Below are 21,346 nucleotides of genomic sequence, written 5' to 3'. Positions count from 1 at the left end.
CGCCCTCAGGGCAGCAGCGTGGTGACGTTGATGGGTTCGGCTTCGTCTTTGCCCTGGCCCTTGTCCTTACCGGCGATGGACATGCCCGCTACCTTATAAAAGTGGTAGTCGTGGTCCTTGCCGGGGCCGTTGATCAGCAGATCCTCTTTTTCGTAGACCAGCTCCTGGCGGCGATACTCGGCCATCTCGAAGTCCGGCGTCAGCTGAATCGCCGAGGTGGGGCAGGCCTCTTCGCACATGCCGCAGAAGATGCAGCGCGAGAAGTTGATGCGGAAAAATTCCGGGTACCAGCGGCCGTCATCCATCTCCCCTTTTTGCAGCGCGATGCAGTCCACCGGGCAGGCCACCGCGCAGAGGTTGCAGGCCACGCAGCGCTCCTCGCCGTCGGGGTCCCGAGTGAGCACGATGCGCCCGCGATAGCGCGGCGCAAGATAAGGCTTTTCTTCGGGATAGTTGAGCGTCTCGCGCTTGCGAAACGCGTGCATGAAGATGATTCCCAGGCTGCGCAGCTGGGACCAGGTGCCCTGTAAAAGCTTTTTATACATGACGTTTCCTCCGTTGACGCCTGGTAACCCACGTTTTACGCCTGCATGGCGGACTCAGTGCGTCTCTTTGAGCGCGGGCTCACGCCGGCGCTGCGAGCAGAATAATGGCGCCCGTGACCAGCAGATTGAGCAGCGTAAGCGGCAGACAGACGATCCAGCCAAAGGTCATGACGCGATCGTAGCGCGGCCGGGGCAGCGACGCCCGCACCAGAATAAACAGCAGCGTAAACACCGCGGTCTTGAGCATGAACCAGACAATCGGCGGCAGCAGCGGCCCGTGCCAGCCGCCGAAGAACAGCGTTACGGTGAGCGCCGAAATCAGCAGCATGCCCACGTATTCGCCGATAAAGAACATGCCGAACTTCATGCTGGAATACTCGACGTGGTAGCCGTCGGCCAGCTCCTGCTCGGCTTCGGGTTGGTCGAAAGGGTGGCGGTGGGTGACCGCAAAGCCGGCGATGAGAAAGTTGCAAAAGCCCAGAAACTGGGGAATGACAAACCACAGGCCTTCCTGAGCGCTGACGATTTCGCGCAGGTTGAACGAGCCCGCGGTGGCCACGACGCCCATGAGCGAAAGCCCCAGGAAGACTTCATAAGAGATCGTCTGGGCCGAGGAGCGCATGGCGCCGATCAGCGCGTATTTGTTGCCGCTGGACCAGCCGCCCAGCAGCACCGAGTAAACGTTGATGCCGCCCATGGCCAAAAAGAACAGCAGGCCGATGTTCCAGTCCGCGACCCCAAGCGTCGGCGTGATGGGAATAATCGCGAACGACAGCAAAAGCGAGGCCATGGCAATGGCCGGGGCCAGCAGGAAAATCGTGCGGTCGGCAAAGGGCGGAATCCAGTCTTCCTTGAAAAAGATCTTGAGCATGTCGGCGATCAGCTGGAGCGAGCCAAACGGTCCCACCCGGTTGGGCCCGTAGCGGTCCTGCCACAGGCCCAGCATCCGGCGCTCGACCACGGTAAGAATGGCGCCGATAAGCACCGCGACAAGCAGAATCGCCACGGCTTCGATCATGGCAATAGCCGTTGCCAGCAGCGTCGGGCTCAGCCACGCCGGGCGCAGGCCATCAAGCATTGCCCAGTCCATCAGCCTTCCTCCTTGCCAAGGGTGACCCAGTGGCCGTTCGGCGCGCCGGGCATAACCCCTGCGGGTAGCGTTACCAGCCCGTCGGGCAGATGGGTCTCCACCTGCAGGGCGAGGGGCAGGTGCGTCTCGCCAACGCACAGCGTCAGCGTGGCGCCGTCTTCGGCGTCAAGCGCTCGGGCGTCGGCCTCGCTTAGCTGCAGGCAGGGCGTTCCCGTGCGCTCTGCGATGGCGTCGGCGCGGGACGAGGTGGCCTCGCCGCCGAACAGCCGCGGCAGAACCCACAGCTGAAACTGGCCGTCGCGGCGGGCAAAGGCCGCCGGAATAGCGTCGGCGGCGGGGTAGGTCGCCTCCGGCGCGCCTTCCGCACCGGCCACGCGAATCCCCGGATCGCCGCCCTGAAGGTGGCCGCCCACGCTGTCGGTGAACTTATTCCACGCCTGGGGCGAGTTCCAGCCCGGCGCCCAGGCAAAGGGCACGTTCTGGCGCGGGCGGTCAAAGCCGCTGTAGCCCTCCATGGAAAACTCGAAGGGCGTGTCCGGATCCTGAGGGGTGCGCGGCTCGCTGACGTTGAGGTGAGCACGCAGGGAAGTGCGCCCGCTGTAGCGATGGGGCGCCCGGGCAAGCTTGAGCGCGCCGGGAAGCTTGGCGTGGCCGCCGGCCGCCTCCATGCCCGCAAGGGTCGGGTGCGCGAAAGCGCAGTCGCTCACCACCTGGTCAAAGGTCAAGGGCTCGCTGACGCTGCGCCCGAGGCTTGCGCGCAGGGCGTCAAGCCAGCGCCAGCCGGCGTGGATGCGGCATTCCGGGCGCATGTGGCGCGGGTCGTACACCTGATAAAACCGCTGGGCGCGGCCTTCGAGATTGACCACGGTGCCGTCGGCCTCGACAAAGCTTGCCGCGGGCAGGCCCAGGGTGGCGCGCTGCCAGGTTTGGGTGCGCTGGTGGTCGAGCACGATCAGGCTCTCGGCCGCCGTCAGGGCTTCGTCTATCCGGGCGTCCGGCATGCGCTCGTAGAGGTCGTTTTCCAATACGATGAGGGTGTCGGCGTGGCCGTGGGAGACGTGCTCGAGCGCGCGCTCCAGGGGCTTGCCGCCCATCAGCGCGACCCCTGCGCTGTTGGCTTCCCGGCGAACCAGAAGCAGGCCGCCCTGCGGCGCTTTTTTCCGCCCTTTTCGCTGCCCCTCTGTCTTCTGCCCCTCTGTCTTCTGCCCCAGGGCCCGGGCGACGCTGGCGGTGGCGTTGAGGATGGCAAGCGATTCAAGCGAGCCGCCGCTCATGACCAGCGGGCGCTTGGCGGCGAGAAGCGCCCGGGCGATATTCCGGGCGTGATCCCGGGTGGCGTCGTCAAGGTCGCTGACCGCCGGCGCGTCGGGGTCGATCTCGTGGGCCACGGCAAAGCCCAGCCGGGCGATGTCGTCCGGCGTCAGCCGCAGGCTGGCCGCGCTGATGTCGTCGAGGCCGGTCGCGGTGGGGTAGGCGATGTAGAGCGGATGGCGGCTGTCCTGAGCCAGCGTTCTGACAGCGGCGTCGTGCCACTGGGGGATGCCGCGCTCCTCGGCGAGCTCTTCGCGGATGCCCAGCACCGCCTGGCGCACGTTGAGGCCCAGCCGGGCGGCGCTGTTCAGCAGGTCCTCGCCGAGCACCAGCACCGCGTCGTGGCTTTCGATGTCCCGGGGCGTGGGCGTGGCAAGCGCGCCTTCGGCGTCGATGGCGGCCATGCGCTCGAGGCAGGCCTGTTCGGCGGCGGCGATGCCGGTGGAAAAGTTGTTCTCGCCCACCAGCGCGCGCAGCTGGTGGTTGCTCTCAAGGCTCGCCCGGGGCGAGCCGATGCCGATGACGCGGTCGGCCCGGCGCAGCAGGTCGGCGCCGCGGTCAAGGGCGGGGTCCACGTCGAGCTCGGTGACGTGGGTGTCGTTATCGTGCCATTCCGGCCGGCGCGGGCGATCGTCGCGGTTGACGTAGTCGTAGCCGAAGCGGCCGCGGTCGCAGAGGAAGTGGCCGTTGACCTCGCCGTGGTAGCGGTTTTCGATACGCCGGACGCTGCCGTAGCGCTCCCCGGGGCTTGTGTTGCAGCCGACCGCGCACTGGTGGCAGACGCTGGGGGCGTACTGCAGGTCCCATTTGCGGGTGTAGTGGCGGGTGTGGGTCTTGTCGGTGAACACGCCGGTGGGGCACACCTCGGTGAGGTTGCCGGCAAAGGGGCTTTCCAGCACGCCTTCCTGGTGGCGGCCGAAATAGAGGTTGTTGTTCATGCCGAACACGCCAAGGTCCGTGCCGCCGGCGTAGTCGTTGTAAAAGCGCACGCAGCGATAGCAGTTGATGCAGCGGTTCATCTCGTGGGCGACAAAGGGCCCCAGATACTGGTTGCGGTGGGTGCGCTTGGCAAAGCGGTAGCGGCGCCGGCTGTGGCCGGTCATCACCGTCATGTCCTGAAGGTGGCAGTGGCCGCCTTCGGCGCATACCGGACAGTCGTGGGGGTGGTAAGTCATGAACCATTCGGTCACACGAGCACGAAACGCGTGGGCTTCATCATCGTCGATGGAAAGCCAGCTGTTGTCGGCGGCCGGCGTCATGCACGACATCACGATCTTGCCCTGGGTATCGTTTTCGTCCTTGTACTGCTTGACCGCGCACTGGCGACAGGCGCCTACGCTGCCCATGGCCGGGTGCCAGCAGAAGTAGGGGATGTCCAGGCCCAGCGACAGGCAGGCGTGCAGCAGGTTATCGCTGCCGTCTACTTCGTAGGCGTTGCCGTCCACATGAATCGTTGCCATCAGCTCACCTCTTCATTGGCCGCCGCTGTACCCGCGCCGTCAGCCGCGGCGGTAACCTCTTCGGCTTGTTCCTTGACAATGCCCGCTTCGAAGTCGGCGCGGAAGTGGCGGATCGCCGATTCCAGCGGCATCGCCGCCCCCGGCGCGTGGGCGCAGAAGGTCAGCCCCGGGCCGATGTTTTGCGCGTGCTCCTGCAGAAGCTCGATGTCGCCGGGCCGGCCATCGCCGTGCTCGATGGCCTGGAGTATCTTCGCCGTCCAGTGCAGGCCGTCCCGGCAGGGGGTGCACCAGCCGCAGGACTCCCGGGCGAAGAACTGCTCCAGGTTGCGCAGCAGGGCCACCAGGCTCTGGCGCTGGCTGACCACGGTCAAAAGTCCCGTGCCCAGCCGGCTGCCGTACTGGCCGACGGTGTCAAAGTCCAGCGGCAGTTCCAGGTGCTCGGGGAGCAAAAAGCCGGTACTGCCGCCGCCGGGCAGCCAGGTTTTCAGCGTGTGGCCTTCACGCATGCCGCCGGCGCGCTCCATGATGTCCCAGCCGCTGGTGCCGATGGGCAGCTCCCACAGGCCGGGTTTGTTGACCAGCCCGGAAACGCCGTAAAGCTTGGTGCCGCCGTCGTTGCTCAGATCGCCGGATAGCGCCTGGTACCAGTCGGCGCCGTGCTGCATGACCGCCGGAGCGTTGCACAGGGTTTCGACGTTGTTGACCACGGTGGGCTTGCCCCAGGCGCCGGACTGGCCGGGAAACGGCGGCTTGGCCCGGGGGTTGGCGCGCTTGCCCTCGAGCGAGTTAATCAGCGCGGTTTCCTCACCGCAGATATAGCGCCCGGCGCCGGTGTGCAGGGCGATGTTGAAGTCAAAGCCGGTGCCGGCGACGCTGTCACCCAAAAGGCCGGCCTCCCGCGCCTCCTCGATGGCAAGCTGAAGCGAGCGCGCGGCCTCGACGTATTCGCCGCGCAGGAAGATATAGCCGTATTTCGAGCGGTTGGCGTGGCCGGCGATGATCATACCTTCGATCAGCAGGTGCGGCTGCTGCTCCATGAGCATGCGGTCCTTGAAGGTGCCCGGCTCCATTTCGTCGGCGTTGCACACCGTGTAGCCGCGCGGCAGATTCTCGCCCACCTGAGTCAGGCTCCACTTGACCCCGGCGGAGAAGCCGCCGCCGCCGCGCCCGCGGACGTTGGCGGTTTTCATCGCCTCGATCACGTCGGCGGGGTCCATGGCCAGCGCCTTTTTCGCGCCGACGTAGCCGTTTTTCTGCCGGTACTCGTCAAGCCCGACGCGCCTGCCGTCGTCGTGAAGCCGCCAGGTCAGCGGATGCGTCTCCTCGCGGCGCTCGTCGGCGCTTTGGCGCAGCTGGCTGTGATAGCGCAGCCGAGAGTTCGCAGGAATTGCGGTCATGGATACGCCTCCAGAAGCTCGCTCAGATCACTCGGCGCAATGGGGCCAAAGGTGTCGTCACCGATCATCATGGCCGGCCCGCGGTCGCAGGCGCCCAAACAGCAGGTGGGCAGCAGGGTGAAGCGGTTGTCCTTGGTGGTCTCGCCAAAGCCAATGCCCAGCCGCTGGCTCAGCGCTTCGCTTAGCTCGTCATAGCCGGTCAAAAAGCACGAGCTGCTGTCGCAGACAAGAATCACGTGGCGGCCCACCGGCTGGCGGAAAATCAGGTTATAAAAAGTGGCCACGCCTTCCACGTCGCCGGAGCCTATGCCGAGCGTCTCGGCCACGGCGACAATAGCGCCGTCGGGCACCCAGCCGTGGCGTTTCTGGACGATCTTCAGCGCTTCGATGCACGCCGCCTGGGGCTGCTCGTAGTGGGCGCGCTCGTCGAGCATGGCGCGGCGGTCGTCGGCGTGGAGCACGAAGCCGTCGCCATCGGTAGCAATGGGAGCCGCGGTGCCGGTTGCGTCATAAAAGCTGTCAGACATTGCTTACACTCCCCGGGTTAACGGTCCACGTCGGCCATGACGAAATCAATACTGCCCAGATGCGCGATCAGGTCCGGGACGAAGCCGCCGCGCATCAGCGCCGGAATCTGCTGCAGGTGCGGGAAGCTCGGCGTACGAATCCGCGTGCGGTAGCTCATGGTGCTGCCGTCGCTGGTCAGGTAGTAGCTGTTGATGCCCTTGGCCGCCTCGACCATCTGCAGCGACTCGTTGGCGGGCAGCACCGGCCCCCAGGAGACCTGCAGAAAGTGCGTGATCAGGGTCTCGATATGCTCGAGCATGCGCTCCCGGGGCGGCGGCGTGGTCAAGGGGTGGTCGGCCTTGAAGTCGCCGGCGGGCATGTGGTTGATGCACTGCTGGATGATGCGCAGGCTCTGGCGCATTTCTTCGATGCGCAGCTGGCCGCGGTCGAAGGCGTCGCCGTTGTGCCCCAGCGGCACCTCGAAGTCGAAATTCTCGTAGCCGGAGTAGGGGCGCTTTTTGCGCAGGTCGAAATCGCAGCCGGTAGCGCGCAGGTTGGGGCCGGTCACGCCCCAGGCCAGGGCGTTGGCGGTGTCAAAGGCGGCGACGTGACGGGTCCGGTCGCGCACCACCGAGTTTTCCATCATGGCGCGCTCGTATTCCCTCAGCCGCGCCGGCATCCAGTCGACGAATTCCTGCATCAGCCGGTCCCAGCCCTGGGGTAAATCCTGCATCAGCCCGCCGATGCGAAACCACGCCGGGTGCATGCGAAAGCCGGTGATCGCCTCGATGACGTGGTAGGCCTTCTGGCGGTCGGTAAAGGTGAAAAATACCGGCGACATGGCGCCCAGGTCCTGCAGATAGGTGCCCAGAAACAGCAGGTGGCTGGTAATGCGGAAAAGTTCCGACATCATCACCCGCACCGTGGCGGCGCGGTCGGTGACCTGGATGCCGGCGAGCTTTTCTACCGCCAGCACGTAGGGCAGGTTATTCATCACCCCGCCGACGTAGTCGATGCGGTCGGTGTAGGGGATGAAGCTGTGCCAGGACTGGCGCTCGCCCATCTTTTCCGCGCCGCGGTGGTGGTAGCCGATATCCGGCACGCAGTCGATGATCTCTTCGCCGTCGAGCTGCAGCACGATGCGAAACGCGCCGTGGGCGGACGGGTGGTTGGGCCCCAGGTTCAAAAACATGAACTCGGCGCCGTCGCGCTCGCGCTGCATGCCCCACTCTTCGGGGACGAAGCGAAGCGCGCCCTGTTCCTTGTCCTGACCCTCAACGGTCAGGGTGTAGGGGTCAAACTCGGTGGCCCGGGCGTGGTGGTCCTTGCGCAGCGGGTGGCCGTTCCAGGTCGGCGGCATGAGAATGCGCCGCAGGTTGGGGTGGCCGGCAAACTCGATGCCGAACATGTCCCAGACCTCGCGCTCGTACCAGTCGGCGTTGGGGTAAACCGCAATCACCGTGGGCAGAGAGAGATCGCGCTCGTCGAGCGCCACCTTGAGCATGATGTCGCGGTTGCCGGAGACCGACAGCAGCTGGTAGGCCACGGTATAGTCCGCGGCGGGCAGGCCGTCGCGGTGGCCGCGCATGCGCTCGTCCACGGCGGTGAGATCGTAGAGCATCTCGAACGGCTCGGGCAGCCGGCGCAGGGCGTCGAGCACCTCGACAATGGCGTCGCGGCGCACCCAGACCACCGGCATGCCGGTCAGCGTGGGCTGCTCGCAGTGAAGCTTGTCGCCAAAGCGTTCGCGTAGCGTATGGACAATCGCGGCGGAGGCATCTGTGCTCATGGTGGTGCAGGTTCTCCTTGGCTAAAGGCGGTTCCGCCTGGCTTGGGGCGCTATACGCTGTCCGGCGTGCGCAGTTCAGTGGCTTGAATCCGCTGATCGCGGTGCTTCTCCCGCTGAGACGGCATTTCCGCGCGGTAAACGCCCTGGTCACCGACGACCCAGGAAAGCGGACGGCGCTCTTCCTGGATGGAGTCCTGAAGCAGCTGCAGCCCCTGCAAAAAGGCCTCCGGGCGGGGCGGGCAGCCGGGCACGTACACGTCCACGGGGAGGAATTTATCCACCCCCTGAACCACGGAATAAATATCGTACATGCCGCCGGAGTTGGAGCAGGAGCCCATGGAGATCACCCACTTGGGCTCCAGCATCTGGTCGTAGAGCTGCTGGATGACCGGCGCCATTTTCACAAAGCAGGTGCCGGAGATCACCATGAAGTCCGCCTGGCGCGGAGAGGCGCGGAGCACCTCGGCGCCGAAGCGCGCGACGTCGTGGGGGGCGGTAAACGCCGTGGTCATTTCCACATAGCAGCAGGACAGCCCGAAGTTGTAGGGCCAGAGGGAGTTCTTGCGCCCCCAGTTCACCGCCGAGTTGAGCACCTCTTCCAGCTTGCCGGTGAACACGCTGCGGTGTACCTGCTGCTTCATCGGATCGTCGACGCGCTGACGCTCGCCCAGCGGATAGCGGTCGCTCTGCTGCGCCATTGCGTCGTCGGCCCGGGTCAGGGTATATGCCATGTTATGCCTCCCGACTGAAATCGTTGAGTGCCGGCCGGAAACGCCTCGGCCCTGGTACTTGCTTCGTGCTGGCAGGCGCTGAATCGCGCGTCGATTCAGCCGCGCCGCGCGCTTCCCCGGTGCATCCGTTCGCTGCCGCCAGGCGCCCAGTCGAGTGCGCCGGAGCGATAGTCGTAGATGAGCCCGGCAAGCAGGATGCCAATGAAAACGGCTGCGCCCCAGAAGCCCGGCCAGCCCGATTCGCGTACCGAGACGGCCCAGGCAAACAGGAAAACGGCTTCAATATCGAAGATGACGAACAGCATCGCCACCAGATAAAACTGGATGGAAAAGCGCTGCCGGGCGTCGCCGGCGCCAAGGACACCGCTTTCAAACGGAATGGTCTTGCTGCGCCCCTGGCTGCGCCCGCCGAGCAGCGCCGAGGCGCCGATCATGAACGCGCACAGCAGAAACACGGCCAGGACGAAAAGCCCGATGGCCCAGTACTCGGCGATCAACTCGTTGGCACTGTCGAGTGGCATAAGGCGTACCCGTTACGGTGTCTGGGAAAGCGCTATCCGGCGACGCGTGAGCTGTTTTTATACGCGCCCCGTGCTCTGGCGGGGAGTAAGCGTTGCAAGCCGGTGTGACGCTGTCTTCAAGCGTCTAGCTAAGCATTAAAGCGGGAGGTAGTTCAAGGAGCGCTAAAAAGCCCGGGCGGTGTGAGCACCTCTCGGATGGCCGGCACCGTGCACCCTGGCGGCGGGTTGCGTTACACTCGGAGAAACTGCCCGGCCGGTAGCAAGCAGGCCGTCGGGTTGATCGGCAAACGCCTGAATGACCCGGCAAACCACAGGATGTTTTGATGGCCAAAGCGGCAAAGATCGTCATGATCGATAACTACGACAGCTTCACCTACAACATCGTCCAGTATCTGGCGGAGCTGGGGGCCGAAGTGTTGACTTACCGCAACGACGAGATCGCCATCGCCGACATCGACGCTCTGGCGCCAAGCCACCTGGTCATCTCCCCGGGCCCCTGTACGCCCGACGAGGCGGGGATATCTCTGGACGCCGTTCGCCACTTTGCCGGCCAGCTGCCGATTCTGGGGGTGTGCCTGGGCCACCAGGCGATCGGCCAGGCCTACGGCGGCCGCGTGATTCGCGCCCCGGCAGTGATGCACGGCAAGACCTCGGCCGTTGAGCATCTTGGCCATGGCGTATTTACCGGGCTTGACAACCCGCTGGAAGTGACCCGCTACCATTCGCTGGTGGTGGATAAAGCCAGCCTGCCCGAGTGCCTGGAGATCACCGCCTGGACGCCGGAGGACGACGTTACGCCGGGGCTGATCATGGGGCTTCGCCACCGCGAGCTGGACATTGAAGGGGTGCAGTTTCATCCCGAGTCGATTTTGACCCGCCAGGGCCACGCGCTTTTGGCGAATTTTTTGCAACGCGCTTGAACCGGCGCATCACGAGCACGAGGCCCACCTTTTTCATGCAGATGCGAGACGCAATCAATGCGGTGATGCGCCGCGAGAACCTGTCGTTTGACCAGATGCACGCGCTCATGCGCCAGATCATGACCGGGGACGCCAGCGACGCCCAGGTCGGCGCGCTGCTCATGGGGCTCGCCATGAAGGGCGAAACGGCCACCGAGATTGGCGCCGCCGCCCAGGTCATGCGCGAGCTGATGAACCGCGTCACGCCCGAGGTGCAGGGCGGCGTGGTGGATATCGTCGGCACCGGCGGCGACGGCGCCAACCTGTTCAACGTTTCCACCGCCTCGAGCTTCGTCGCCGCCGCGGCCGGCGCTCGCGTGGCCAAGCACGGCGGGCGCAGCGTGTCATCGTCGTCCGGCAGTGCGGATCTGTTCGACGTGGCGGGGATCTTTCTCAATCTGGAAGCCGGGCAGGTGGCTCGCTGCATCGAAGAGGTCGGCGTGGGCTTCATGTTCGCCCCCAACCACCACCCGGCCATGCGCCACGCCGTAGTGCCGCGCCGCGACATGGGCGTGCGCACGCTGTTCAACATTCTCGGCCCGCTGACCAACCCCGCCGGCGCGCCCAACCAGCTTTTGGGCGTGTACGACCCGGCCCTGGTGCCGCTTTTGGCTGAGGTGCTGCAAAAGCTCGGCAGCCGCCGCGTCATGGTGGTCCACTCCGACGACGGGCTGGACGAAATTTCGCTGGCGGCCCCGACGCAGGTAGCCGAATTAAAAGACGGCGACATCACCGAATACCGCATTACCCCGGAAGAGCTGGGCATCGAGCGCCAAAGCCTTGAATCGCTGAAAGCCGACGGCGTGGAAGACAGCCTGCGCCAGGTAAAGGCCGCGCTGAGCGGCGAAGGCGCCCCGGCAGATATCGTCTCGCTCAACGCCGGCGCGGCGCTTTACTGCGCCGGCGTGGCCGACACGCTGAAAGAGGGCGTGCGCCTGGCGCGCGGCGCCCAGCGGGACAGGCTGCCGCTGGAAAAAATGCGCGAGCTTTCGCGCTTCACCGCCCAGTTCAAACCCTAACGCAACCGCAGTGAGATGATATCTATGAGCGATCAGGCTACGCCGACCGTGTTAACCCGCATTCTGGCGCGCAAGGATGAGGAAGTAACGCAGCGCCGCCAAGCGGTTTCCGAGGCCGACCTGCTGGCGCTGGCCGACAAGCAAAGCGCCCCGCGCGGCTTTATTCGCGCGCTGAACGAGCGCATGGCGGCGGGGGAGGCGGCGGTGATCGCCGAGATCAAAAAAGCCTCGCCGTCCAAGGGCGTCATCCGCGAGGACTTCGCGCCTGCCGAGATTGCCCAAAGCTACGCCGACGGCGGCGCGGCCTGCCTGTCGGTGCTTACCGACGCGGACTTCTTCCAGGGTCACGAGGATTTTCTCATTGCCGCCCGGGACGCCTGCTCGCTGCCGGTGATCCGCAAGGACTTCATCACCCACGGCTACCAGGTCACCGAGGCCCGGGCCATCGGCGCGGACTGCATTCTGCTGATCGTCGCCGCGCTCGACGACGACCGACTCGCCGAGCTGAACCAGCAGGCTCATGCGCTGGGCATGGACGTGCTGGTTGAAGTCCACGATGCCGAGGAGCTGGAGCGCGCGCTCAGGCTCGATCTCGAGCTTGTGGGCATCAACAACCGCAACCTGCACACCTTCGACACCACGCTCGACACTACCCTCGACCTGCTCAAGAAAGTGCCCGAGGGCGTCACGGTGATTACCGAATCCGGCATCCACACCCGCGAAGACGTCGCCAAAATGCGCGACAGCGGCGTCAACGGCTTTCTAGTAGGTGAGGCCTTTATGCGCAAGGAGAGCCCGGGGGAGGCGCTCCAGGCGATGTTTTTCTGAGGTAAGTGGGCTAGCCCGTACGCTTCATCGCCGTGAGCAGCGCCTGCAGCGGATGGGGCAGGGTGGCGCTTGAGAAGCGGCTGGCCTGGCTGCGGCAGGAGTAGCCGGTGGCGAGCAGACGACCTGGGCTTTCTTCGGCCTCGACCATGGGCTGCCAGGACTGGGCGTAGACGGTTTTCGACGTCTCGACGTTGCGGGTTTCGTGGCCGTAGGTGCCGGACATGCCGCAGCAGCCGCTGGCAAGCGTCTCAAGCTCCAGGCCGAAGGCGGCGAACACCTGCTGCCAGGCTTTGGGGGCCTGGGGCTCGCTGGTCTGTTCGGTGCAGTGGGAAAGCAGCCGGTAGCCGTCCTCGGGCCCGTCCAGCGGCGCTACCGGGAGCGTGTTCAGCCGGGTGACCAGCCATTCCTGGAGCAGCGCTACCGGCGGCACGGCATCTTCGCCCAGCGCCTTGACGTATTCCTGGCGGTAGCAGAGCGTCATCGCCGGGTCGATGCCGATCAGCGGCACGCCGAAGTCGGCCAGGGTGCGCAGGCGCCGCGCCTGCTTTTCCGCGGTGCGTTCAAACGCGCCGAGAAAGCCCTGGACGTTGAGCGGCTTGCCGTTGGCGGCGTAGGGCATGACGAACACCCGCAGGTTGAGCCGGGATAGAAGCTCGACCACGTCCATGACCAGTTGCGCTTCAAAGTGGGTGGTGAAGGCGTCCTGGACGATAATCACGCTGTTGGCGCGCTGCTGCTCGGTGAGCAGGCCAAGGGCGGTAGGCGTGGCGGCGCTCACGCCCCAGGCCCTGAGCTGCTTTTTCAGGCTGGCCCGGGATAGTGTCGGCGAGTCGCTCATGCCGAGCCCCCGGCGCATCAGACCGTCCACCAGGCGGCCGGTGATCAGGGCGTTATACAGCGGCGCCGCCTTGGCAAGCGTGGGCAGCATGAACTCGGTGGTGCCGACCAGGTAGTCCCGGAGCGGACGCAGGTAGCGGCCGTGATAAACCTCGAGGAACTGCGAGCGAAACTGCGGCACGTTGACCTTCACCGGGCACTGGCTGGCGCAGGACTTGCACGCCAAACAGCCCGCCATGGCCTCGTACACCTCGTGGGAGTAGTCGTCGCGGCCGCGGCGGTTCAAGGTGTTGTAGGTGCGCAGCGGCAGGTGGGCGATAAAGCCACCCACGCCTTCGGTCTTTTTCTTGTGCGATTCTTCCACCACGTCCACGCCGGCGGCGTTTTGCAGCCGCAGCCATTCGCGGATCAGGCTGGCGCGGCCCTTGGGCGAGTGAATGCGCTGGCGGGTGGCCTTCCACGACGGGCACATGGGGTCGTCGACGTCGTAGTTGTAGCAGGCGCCGTTGCCGTTGCAGTACACCGCCGCGTCATAGGACTGCCAGGCGCGCTCGTCGATGGTGCGGTCGAGCTCGCCCCGGGTGGTCACGCCGTCGATGGTCAAAAGCGCCGGATCGCTCTCCCGGGCGATCAGCCCGCCTTCGTGGCGCGGCGAGGCGATCTTGCCCGGGTTCAGCTGGTTGTGCGGGTCAAAGGCCGCCTTGACCCGCTGCAGGCTGGGGTAGAGCTCGCCGAAGAATTTGGGCGCGTACTCCGAGCGGATGCCCTTGCCGTGTTCGCCCCACAAAAGGCCGTGGTAGCGCTGGGTCAGCTCGGCGACCTCGTCGGAAATCTCGCGGATCAGCCGCGCCTGCTCGGGGTCCTTCATGTCGATGGCCGGGCGCACGTGGAGCACGCCGGCGTCGACGTGGCCGAACATGCCATATTTCAGCCCGTGGCGGTCGAGGACGGCGCGAAAGTCGGCGATGTAGTCGGCCAGGTGCTCCGGCGGCACGGCGGTGTCTTCGACGAACGGGATCGGGCGCTTTTCCCCCTGGACGTTGCCCAGAAGCCCCACCGCGCGCTTGCGCATGGCGTAGACTTTCTGGATCGCGCCGCGGCCTTCGGCTAGGGTATAGCCCAGCCGCGAGACGCTGTCATCGTCGGCCAGGTGGCGGGTAAAGGCCGCCACGCGCTGGGCAAGCCTATCCGGGTCGTTGTCGTTGAGTTCCACCAGGTTGATGCCGCGAATGGGCGTGTCGCCCTGGGGGAAAAACTCGGCCACGCCGTCCCAGACGAAATCGTCCATGGCCAGCAGCAGCACGCTGTCGTCGATGGTTTCAATGGACGTTGGCTGGGCCCTGCCCATCAGCGCCTTGGCATCCCTGAGGGCGTCCATGAAGCCGGCGTAGCGCACGTTGACCAGCGTCGAATACTCAGGAATAGGCAGCACGTTGAGTGTCGCCTCGCTTAACAGCCCCAGCGAGCCTTCCGCGCCGCACAGCAGGCTGTTGATATCCAGGCGCTGCTTGGCGTCGCGCAGGTGGGCCAGGTCGTAGCCGGTGAGGCAGCGGTTGAGCGGCGGAAAGGTTTCCGCGATGAGGTCGGCCTTGCGGTCGATGATGTCGGCGGCGGTGCGGTGAATATCGCCGATTATGCCGCTTTGGGCGCTGGTGTCGCGCTCCTCGTCCGGGTCGAGGGCGTGGCTTATCAGGCGCTTGCCGCCCAGCAGCACGCTGTCGAGCTCGAGCACGTGGTCCCGGGTCTTGCCGTATTCGCAGCTGCCCTGGCCGCTGGCGTCGGTGGCGATCATCCCGCCGACGGTGGCGCGGTTGGAGGTGGACAGGTCCGGAGCAAAGAACAGCCCGTAGGGCTTGAGCGCGGCGTTGAGCTGATCCTTGACCACGCCGGCCTGCACCCGCACCCGGCGGTTTTCCACGTCGATCTCGAGAATGCGGTTCATGTGTCGGGAGACGTCCACTACCAGGCCGTCGGTGAGCGACTGGCCGTTGGTGCCGGTGCCGCCGCCCCGGGGGGCGAGGACGATATCGCGGTTGGGCACCTCGCCGGCGAGCTTGGCGATGCGCTCAAGGTCCTCGCGGTGGCGGGGGTAGAGCACGGCCTGGGGCAGGCGCTGGTAGATGGAGTTGTCCGTGGCCGCGACGGTGCGGTTGGCGTAGTCCGGGGCGATCTCGCCGTCAAAGCCGGTGGCCTTGAGCGCTTCGAGAAAGCGCACGTAGTCGGCGCTTGCGCGCTCAAGGGGGATAGTCTGCCGAGTCAGGGATGCAATCATGGAATATCAGCGCCGTCACAGCCGGAAAGCCGGAGATCAAAGGGAGGTATCCAGTTTAACGCAGCCGCTCCCGGGCTGCACACGGGGTCCGCTTCAGGCCGGCGCGTCCGCCAGGGCCTCCTGAACGATAGCCGCAGAGGTCTCGGACATGGGCAGGGCTAGCGCGAGCTCCCGCGCCCCGGGTGACATCTTGCGCCAGGTTTTCTGCACGATGCGGATCAGATGATCGCGCTCGATGGTGCGCGAGAAGTCGGCAAAGTAGTTTTCCAGAAAGACCAGGCAGGCGCAGTCTTCGAGCGTCTGCACCTCGGCGTCGCGCTTAAGGTCCTGTTTGCGGATGATTCTGGCGGCGCGTTCGGCGTCGGCCTCGGCGTAGCCGGCTTCGCGCATCAGCCTGGCCGTCGTTTCGCCGGCCCGGCGGCTCTGGTCGCGGCGCCAGGTCAGGTAACCCACGCGACCTTCGGTGTAGTCGGCGCGGGGCAGTTGCCAGCGCTCAAGGTGCTGGGCGCGCACGGCCAGGCGCAGGATGTCGCTTGGCTCGCTGTCAATGTGCTCAAGCCAGGCGCTCATGCGCCGGGCGTAAACCAGCTCTCTGGGTTCGGCTTCGCCGTCCACCTCGACGATGCGCGGGTCGCCGCGGTGAAGGTCGTCCAGGGCGTCAAACACGGTGATGAAGGGCGTGGTAGTGAAAGCGCGGGTCATGACGGCTCGCTGTCGGAAGAGATAAGAAGGCATCTTAGCCTCAGTCAACCAGGCTGAGCCGTCAACAGGTCTGCGAGGGGACTCGCTACCTACGCCATCCATGGCGTAGAACCCCCTCTTTGACCTGTCCCCGGCTCTTCTGGACATAGCCAGCTGCGATTGCCTGAGTATCAAGGTCCAACCATAGCTCCACGGCGGGCTTTTGCCTACAATGACGGCCTTTGTCACGGGCGTTTGGCGCTGCGTGTCTTTCTGATTTCAGCCCGGAGGATGACTCATGCTCGACCCGAAACTGCTGCGCGGAGATCTGGAGGCGGTGGCCCGGCAGCTGGCTCGCCGCGGCTATACCCTGGATACGGAAGGGCTTGCTGCGCTTGAGTCGCGCCGTCGGGAGCTGCAGACCCGGACCGAACAGCTGCAAAACGAGCGCAACACGCGCTCCAAGGCGATCGGCAATGCCAAGGCCAGCGGGGAGGACATTCAGCCGCTGCTGGATGAAGTGAGCGATCTGGGCGATCGGCTGGACGAAGCCAAGCAGGCCCACGCCGAGGTTCAGGAAGAGTGGGAGCACGCCGTCAGCGGGATTCCCAACCTGCCCCATGAAAGCGTACCCGAAGGCCGGAACGAAGACGATAACGTCGAGCTGCACCGCTGGGGGGCGCCGCGCGAGTTTGATTTCGCGGTGCTTGACCACGTGGATCTGGGCAAGAAGTCCGGCTATCTCGATTTTGACCTGGCGTCCAAGCTCACCGGCGCGCGCTTTGCCGTGATGCGCGGCCCGGTGGCCAAGCTGCACCGGGCGCTGGCGCAGTTCATGCTGGATACCCAGACCGAGCAGCACGGCTACGAAGAGTGCTACGTGCCCTATATCGTCAACCGCGACTCGCTGATCGGGACCGGGCAGCTGCCCAAGTTCGGCGAGGACTTGTTCCGCCTGGACGACGAGCGCGAGTATCATCTGATCCCGACCTCGGAGGTGCCGCTGGCGAACTTCGTGCGCGACGAAATCGTCGAGGCCGAGGCGCTGCCGCTGAAGCTCACCGCCCATACGCCGTGCTTTCGCAGCGAAGCGGGGTCTCACGGGCGGGATACCCGGGGGATGATCCGCCAGCACCAGTTCGACAAGGTGGAAATGGTGCAGGTGGTGGAGCCCGAGCACAGCTACGCGGCGCTCGAGGACATGCGCGGCCACGCCGAGGCGATTTTGCAGGCGCTGGAGTTGCCGTACCGCGCGGTGACGCTGTGTACCGGCGACATGGGCTTTGGCGCCGCCAAGACCTACGATCTGGAAGTGTGGTTGCCAAGCCAGGAGACCTACCGCGAGATTTCCTCGATTTCCAACTGCGAGGATTTCCAGGCCCGGCGGATGCGGGCGCGCTATCGCCGTCCCGAGGCGAAAAAGCCCCGGCTGGTCCATACGCTGAACGGCTCCGGCCTGGCGGTGGGGCGCTGCCTGCTGGCGGTGCTGGAAAACCACCAGCAGGCAGACGGCACGGTCACCGTTCCCGAGCCGCTGCGCCCCTATATGGGCGGCGTGGAGACCATTCGCCTTTAAGCGTCGCTATCCCTTTCGCTATCGCTGTCTTCAAGCGCCCACTCGACGTTGACGCCGGCCTCGACGTCGATGGTGCCGGGGCGGTATTCCGTAGCCGGCGCCGAGGCTTCGGTATTGCCACGCGAGTCGGCGCTTATGCTCATCATGCGCGGAGAAAAGCCCGGCGAGCGGGTTTCTTCCACGCGCTGCACGCGGCCGAGCTCGACGTCTAGGCTCTCTGCCATCAGGCCGGCCTTGCGGCGGGCCTTTTCCAGCGCCTGCGTCAGCGCCCTGTCGGTTGCGCCTTGGCGGTCCTTGAGGTCAAAGGTTACGCCGTCGAGGCGGTTGACGTCGGCCGCCATCAGCGTGCCGAGTACGTCCTCGAGCCGGTCCAGGTCGTCGAGCTGAACGGTGATCGGGCGCTCCAGCCGCGTGCGCGTCAGAGGCTGGCGGTCATCGTCCTGCCCGGAACCGGGAGTTTCATCGCGCCGCGGGTGCACGCCTAGCGAGCCGGCGCTGATGGCGTCGCGTTCGATGCCGGTGTCGTCTTCAAGCGCGTCGATCAGGCTAGCGGCGCGCTTTTCCAGGGCGTCTCGCGCCTCCCGGCGGGCCTTTTGGTGCTGCTGGCGCTGCTGCTCATCAGCGAGGTTGACGGCGGGGGTGTCTTCCCACAGCCGGGCGCGGACGGTGGCGCGATCGGGCGTCACCTCGACGGTGGACTGTGCCTGCACCTGAAGGCTCGGCGTACGCTCGTTATCGGCCAGCGAAGGGGACGCGGCGGTGAAGGCGCCGAGCGCCAGCGAGAGCAGCAGCGCAATACGGCCGCTTCTGCCGCCATGACGGCGGTGGATAAGTGGAAGATGTCGCATGGAATACCTGCCTTTTGTGGTGTTGAATCGTGGGAAGGCGTTGACGGGCGGCGCCGCCGTCGCGGGTGCCGCCCGCTTGAGTATGGCAGCCGTCGGAAGCGCGCGGCAGCGTTTGCACGCTGGCTTGCACGATGGTTTCAAATTTTCCGTGCCGGCTTGAGGCATGCTGTGGGCCTAGCCGCTGAAGACTTAACGGCCCCGGCGTTTTGCGTGGCGGAAAAATAACGCCACTATCGGCCGGTAACGCTAGGGCCTGTTGACGTTTCACATTGGTAGCCATAAAAAGCCGCATGCCAAGGCCACCATGCTTTCGTAATTTCGTTTGAGCTTATCGTAGCGCGTCGCAATGGCGCGATACGGTTTCAATCGAGCAAAGGCATTCTCAACCAGATGCCGGTAGCGATATAACCCTCTGTCCAGATTGGCATTTCCTTTTTTCGAGTTACGCCTGCGTGGAATGACGGCAGCCATTCCTTTGGCTTCGACCTGCTCACGGATACGTTCACTGTCATAGCCTTTGTCAGCCACCAGCGCGTCACCTGCCGGCAAACCGTCAATCAATGCCTGGGCTTCCGTGCTGTCGTGCACTTCACCCCCGGTTATTCTGAAGGCGATCGGCAACCCATAAGCATCCACGGCCAAGTGGATCTTGCTGGTATTGCCTGCACGACTTTTGCCAATGGCTTCTGCGTCTTCCGTGGCAGCTCCAGTGCTGTCTTGGTGAGCCTTGACGTAGGAGCCATCAATGAACAGCCACTCAACATCAGGATCTTCCACCAGAGAGCTGAAAATCCTCATCAGCTTTCCACTCGCTGACCAGGCGTTGAAACGCTTGTAGACCGTGTTCCAAAGGCCAAACACCTCTGGTAGGTCTCGCCACGGGCAGCCAGTGCGCATCCGATAAAGGATGCCTTCCACCGTGGTACGCAAGTCGGCCTTGTCATAAATACCTTGTTGAAGCAGGATAAGTTTCAGCTTCGACCAGTGTTCATCCGTGAGCATTTGTCGGGGCATGGCAGGCTTGCAGTTTGTTGGCGTAGGAACCTTTATTCTGCGAGCTTGCCCCTATCCTGCCAATACCCCTGCCATGAAACGTCAACAGACCCTAACAACCGTCATCAAAGCTATTGCATCATCACCCAAGCTATCTACCAGAGACTCGCTCAATGCACAACGAATCTGATCCGGACTATCGCAGCATGCCGCTTCACGCCACCCTGGCGCTGGCCTCGCTGGTGATCATCGTTGCCGGCATGAAGCTGGGGGCCAGCCTGCTGGTGCCGCTTTTGCTGGCGTTTTTTATCGCCGTGGTATGCACCGAGCCGGTGCAGTGGCTGCACCGCCGCGGGCTGCCCATGCGCGCTGCCGTATTGCTTACTCTGCTGGTACTGATGGGGCTGGTCACGCTGCTGGGGTTTCTCGTCGTCAACAGTTTCAGCACTTTTGTCGAGGCGCTGCCGGACATCGAAACCCGGCTGCGCCAGACGTACTGGCAGGTGCTCAACCAGCTATCGGCGTTCGGTCTGGCAATTAACACCGAAGAGATCGAAGCGCTGTTTGGCGGGGCAGAGGACACGACTTGGGTCTCCATGCTGCTCAGCGAGCTGGGCAACTTTTTCATGCAGAGCATGGTGGTATCGCTGCTGGTAGTGTTCATGATGTTTGAAACGCTGCACTTCCGCGGGAAAGTGTCGCTGGCGCTGGCCAACCCGGCTCCCAGCCTTGAGCGCTTTGCCGAGTTCAGTTTGACGCTGAAGCGCTACCTGGCGGTAAAAACGGTGATCAGCCTGACCACCGGGGTTCTCATCTGGCTGGCCTGCCTGCTGGTGGGCGTCCAGTTTGCGCTGCTTTGGGCCGTGCTGGCGTTTGCGCTGAACTTCATTCCCAACATCGGCTCGGCAATTGCCGCGGTGCCGCCGGTGTTGCTGCTGTTGGTCAGCCAGAATGGCGGCATCGGCGAGGCGTTTTTGCTTTCGCTTGCCTACCTGGGGGTCAACTTCGTGCTAGGCAACCTGGTGGAGCCGCGCCTGATGGGACGGGCGCTGGGCCTTTCCACCCTGGTGGTGTTTTTGTCGCTGGTGGTGTGGGGCTGGATTTTCGGCGTGGCGGGACTGCTGCTGTCGGTGCTTTTGACCATGACGCTCAAGATCGCACTGGACAGCCACCCGCAAACCCGCTGGATGGCCCATCTGCTGGGGCCAGGGTCGCGTATGGGCGGAGAAGAAGAGAGCCGCCGGCTGCGTCAGGCCAAGCGCCCGCCTTCACGGCGCCGGCGAGAAGCCGAGGGCGAATGATGGGCAGTAGTGATAGGTAGTGAAGGGGGCAGGTGCGCGCCTGAAGCCCGGCCGCGTCAGCGGCCGGGCTTGCGCTAGTAGGTTCTGTCCTAAGGGTTCGGTGCTAAGGGGGCTGCGCTATCAGGCGTTCTGGTCGAGAAACTGGCTGAGCTGGGACTTGGACTGCGCGCCCACCAGCGAGGCCACCTTGGTGCCGGACTTGAACAGCATGACGGTGGGGACGCCGCGGACGCCCTGCTCGGCGGCGATTTCCGGGGCATCATCGACGTTGATGCTGGCCACCTTGACGCTGCCATCGCGCTCGTCGGCGACTTCGTCGACCACCGGCGCCATTACCTTGCAGGGGCCGCACCAGGGCGCCCAGAACTTCAGCAGCACCGGCTGCTCGGCGTTGAGGACTTCCTCTTCAAAGTTGGTGTTGGTGACGTCTACGTTGGACATTATCTTCTCCCGTTTGCGTTGCTCTTGATGTGTCGTTGCCGTGTCCCAAGCAACGGCTCCAGGCGTGTTTCGAGCGCTTTTTCACCGCGCCAAGCCGGCAAATGTTAGCCGGCGTGGCCAGGGCTGGCAACTCTGCGGACGCCCGGTGCCGCTGATGATGCGCTGACCGCTTTTGAAACGGGCCGCGATGCTGGTATTGCCTATGCTTTAAAAGTATTATAAAAATGTTTTTTATTCGTT

At 64.7% G+C, this 21,346-nt stretch carries 17 protein-coding genes and 1 pseudogene; 5 read left to right on the top strand and 13 right to left on the bottom strand.

Annotated elements, in window-relative coordinates; genetic code table 11:
- Nucleotides 1-5 precede the first annotated feature (5 nt).
- The 8 genes from nuoI to ACZ46Y_RS09750 form a co-directional block, all read right to left on the bottom strand.
- Nucleotides 6-545, bottom strand: coding sequence for an NADH-quinone oxidoreductase subunit NuoI (gene nuoI / locus ACZ46Y_RS09785; RefSeq protein WP_311955205.1), 540 nt, complete (start codon nucleotides 543-545; stop codon nucleotides 6-8).
- A gap of 79 nt (nucleotides 546-624) precedes the next feature.
- Nucleotides 625-1,635, bottom strand: a complete 1,011-nt coding sequence (gene nuoH / locus ACZ46Y_RS09780; RefSeq protein WP_311955203.1) for an NADH-quinone oxidoreductase subunit NuoH — start codon at nucleotides 1,633-1,635, stop codon at nucleotides 625-627.
- A complete protein-coding gene (gene nuoG / locus ACZ46Y_RS09775; RefSeq protein ID WP_311955201.1) occupies nucleotides 1,635-4,406 on the bottom strand; it encodes an NADH-quinone oxidoreductase subunit NuoG in 2,772 nt (923 codons plus the stop codon). Before nuoG ends, nuoH begins: the two co-directional genes overlap by 1 nt.
- Nucleotides 4,406-5,803 carry an NADH-ubiquinone oxidoreductase-F iron-sulfur binding region domain-containing protein gene (locus tag ACZ46Y_RS09770; protein ID WP_311955197.1) on the bottom strand — a complete coding sequence of 466 codons (1,398 nt, stop codon included), beginning with the start codon at nucleotides 5,801-5,803 and terminating at the stop codon, nucleotides 4,406-4,408. Before ACZ46Y_RS09770 ends, nuoG begins: the two co-directional genes overlap by 1 nt.
- The gene (gene nuoE, locus ACZ46Y_RS09765; RefSeq protein WP_311955194.1) at nucleotides 5,800-6,330 is read right to left on the bottom strand and encodes an NADH-quinone oxidoreductase subunit NuoE; all 531 of its coding nucleotides are present in this window, start codon (nucleotides 6,328-6,330) and stop codon (nucleotides 5,800-5,802) included. The genes ACZ46Y_RS09770 and nuoE overlap by 4 nt, the downstream gene beginning before the upstream one ends.
- Nucleotides 6,331-6,347: 17 nt before the next feature.
- A complete protein-coding gene (gene nuoC, locus ACZ46Y_RS09760) occupies nucleotides 6,348-8,099 on the bottom strand; it encodes an NADH-quinone oxidoreductase subunit C/D (RefSeq protein ID WP_311955192.1) in 1,752 nt (583 codons plus the stop codon).
- 50 nt (nucleotides 8,100-8,149) lie between these two features.
- Entirely contained in the window at nucleotides 8,150-8,830 is a 681-nt protein-coding gene (locus ACZ46Y_RS09755; protein ID WP_311955190.1) for an NADH-quinone oxidoreductase subunit B, read from the bottom strand.
- A 95-nt stretch (nucleotides 8,831-8,925) separates the two neighbouring features.
- Complete coding sequence (locus tag ACZ46Y_RS09750) at nucleotides 8,926-9,351, bottom strand: NADH-quinone oxidoreductase subunit A (protein WP_311955188.1); 426 nt, start codon at nucleotides 9,349-9,351, stop codon at nucleotides 8,926-8,928.
- 323 nt (nucleotides 9,352-9,674) lie between these two features.
- Here ACZ46Y_RS09750 and ACZ46Y_RS09745 point away from each other — a divergent pair, with 323 nt between their 5' ends.
- From ACZ46Y_RS09745 to trpC, 3 genes are read left to right on the top strand one after another with little or no spacing between them, the layout of a single operon-like run.
- The gene (locus tag ACZ46Y_RS09745) at nucleotides 9,675-10,271 is read left to right on the top strand and encodes an anthranilate synthase component II (protein WP_311955184.1); all 597 of its coding nucleotides are present in this window, start codon (nucleotides 9,675-9,677) and stop codon (nucleotides 10,269-10,271) included.
- A 35-nt stretch (nucleotides 10,272-10,306) separates the two neighbouring features.
- On the top strand, nucleotides 10,307-11,329 hold the full coding sequence (gene trpD, locus ACZ46Y_RS09740) for an anthranilate phosphoribosyltransferase (RefSeq protein ID WP_311955181.1): 1,023 nt from the start codon (nucleotides 10,307-10,309) through the stop codon (nucleotides 11,327-11,329).
- A gap of 24 nt (nucleotides 11,330-11,353) precedes the next feature.
- Nucleotides 11,354-12,157, top strand: a complete 804-nt coding sequence (trpC, locus tag ACZ46Y_RS09735) for an indole-3-glycerol phosphate synthase TrpC (RefSeq protein WP_311955176.1) — start codon at nucleotides 11,354-11,356, stop codon at nucleotides 12,155-12,157.
- A gap of 10 nt (nucleotides 12,158-12,167) precedes the next feature.
- On the opposite strand, the gene ydiJ is transcribed toward trpC, so the two are convergent.
- Complete coding sequence (ydiJ, locus tag ACZ46Y_RS09730) at nucleotides 12,168-15,266, bottom strand: D-2-hydroxyglutarate dehydrogenase YdiJ (protein ID WP_311955174.1); 3,099 nt, start codon at nucleotides 15,264-15,266, stop codon at nucleotides 12,168-12,170.
- Between the two features lie 93 nt (nucleotides 15,267-15,359).
- Nucleotides 15,360-15,968 (bottom strand): DUF4202 domain-containing protein, encoded by a 609-nt coding sequence (locus tag ACZ46Y_RS09725; RefSeq protein WP_311955171.1) that lies wholly within the window; start codon nucleotides 15,966-15,968, stop codon nucleotides 15,360-15,362.
- 277 nt (nucleotides 15,969-16,245) lie between these two features.
- On the opposite strand from ACZ46Y_RS09725, the gene serS reads away from it, so the two are divergent.
- Complete coding sequence (serS, locus tag ACZ46Y_RS09720; RefSeq protein WP_311955168.1) at nucleotides 16,246-17,523, top strand: serine--tRNA ligase; 1,278 nt, start codon at nucleotides 16,246-16,248, stop codon at nucleotides 17,521-17,523.
- Here the strand turns inward: serS and ACZ46Y_RS09715 are convergent.
- Nucleotides 17,520-18,371 carry an SIMPL domain-containing protein gene (locus ACZ46Y_RS09715; protein WP_311955162.1) on the bottom strand — a complete coding sequence of 284 codons (852 nt, stop codon included), beginning with the start codon at nucleotides 18,369-18,371 and terminating at the stop codon, nucleotides 17,520-17,522. The genes serS and ACZ46Y_RS09715 overlap by 4 nt on opposite strands.
- 264 nt (nucleotides 18,372-18,635) lie before the next feature.
- Nucleotides 18,636-19,385: an IS5 family transposase gene (locus ACZ46Y_RS09710; protein WP_464380033.1), complete on the bottom strand. Its 750-nt coding sequence runs from the start codon at nucleotides 19,383-19,385 to the stop codon at nucleotides 18,636-18,638.
- 152 nt (nucleotides 19,386-19,537) lie between these two features.
- On the opposite strand from ACZ46Y_RS09710, the gene ACZ46Y_RS09705 reads away from it, so the two are divergent.
- Nucleotides 19,538-20,665 (top strand): AI-2E family transporter, encoded by a 1,128-nt coding sequence (locus tag ACZ46Y_RS09705; protein ID WP_311956551.1) that lies wholly within the window; start codon nucleotides 19,538-19,540, stop codon nucleotides 20,663-20,665.
- A gap of 120 nt (nucleotides 20,666-20,785) precedes the next feature.
- Here the strand turns inward: ACZ46Y_RS09705 and trxA are convergent.
- Nucleotides 20,786-21,130 (bottom strand): annotated as a pseudogene (trxA, locus tag ACZ46Y_RS09700) (thioredoxin); the annotation flags it as partial.
- Nucleotides 21,131-21,346: the final 216 nt, after the last annotated feature.

The organism is Halomonas garicola (genome assembly GCF_055382465.1).
This window is presented reverse-complemented; position numbering and strand designations above follow the sequence as displayed.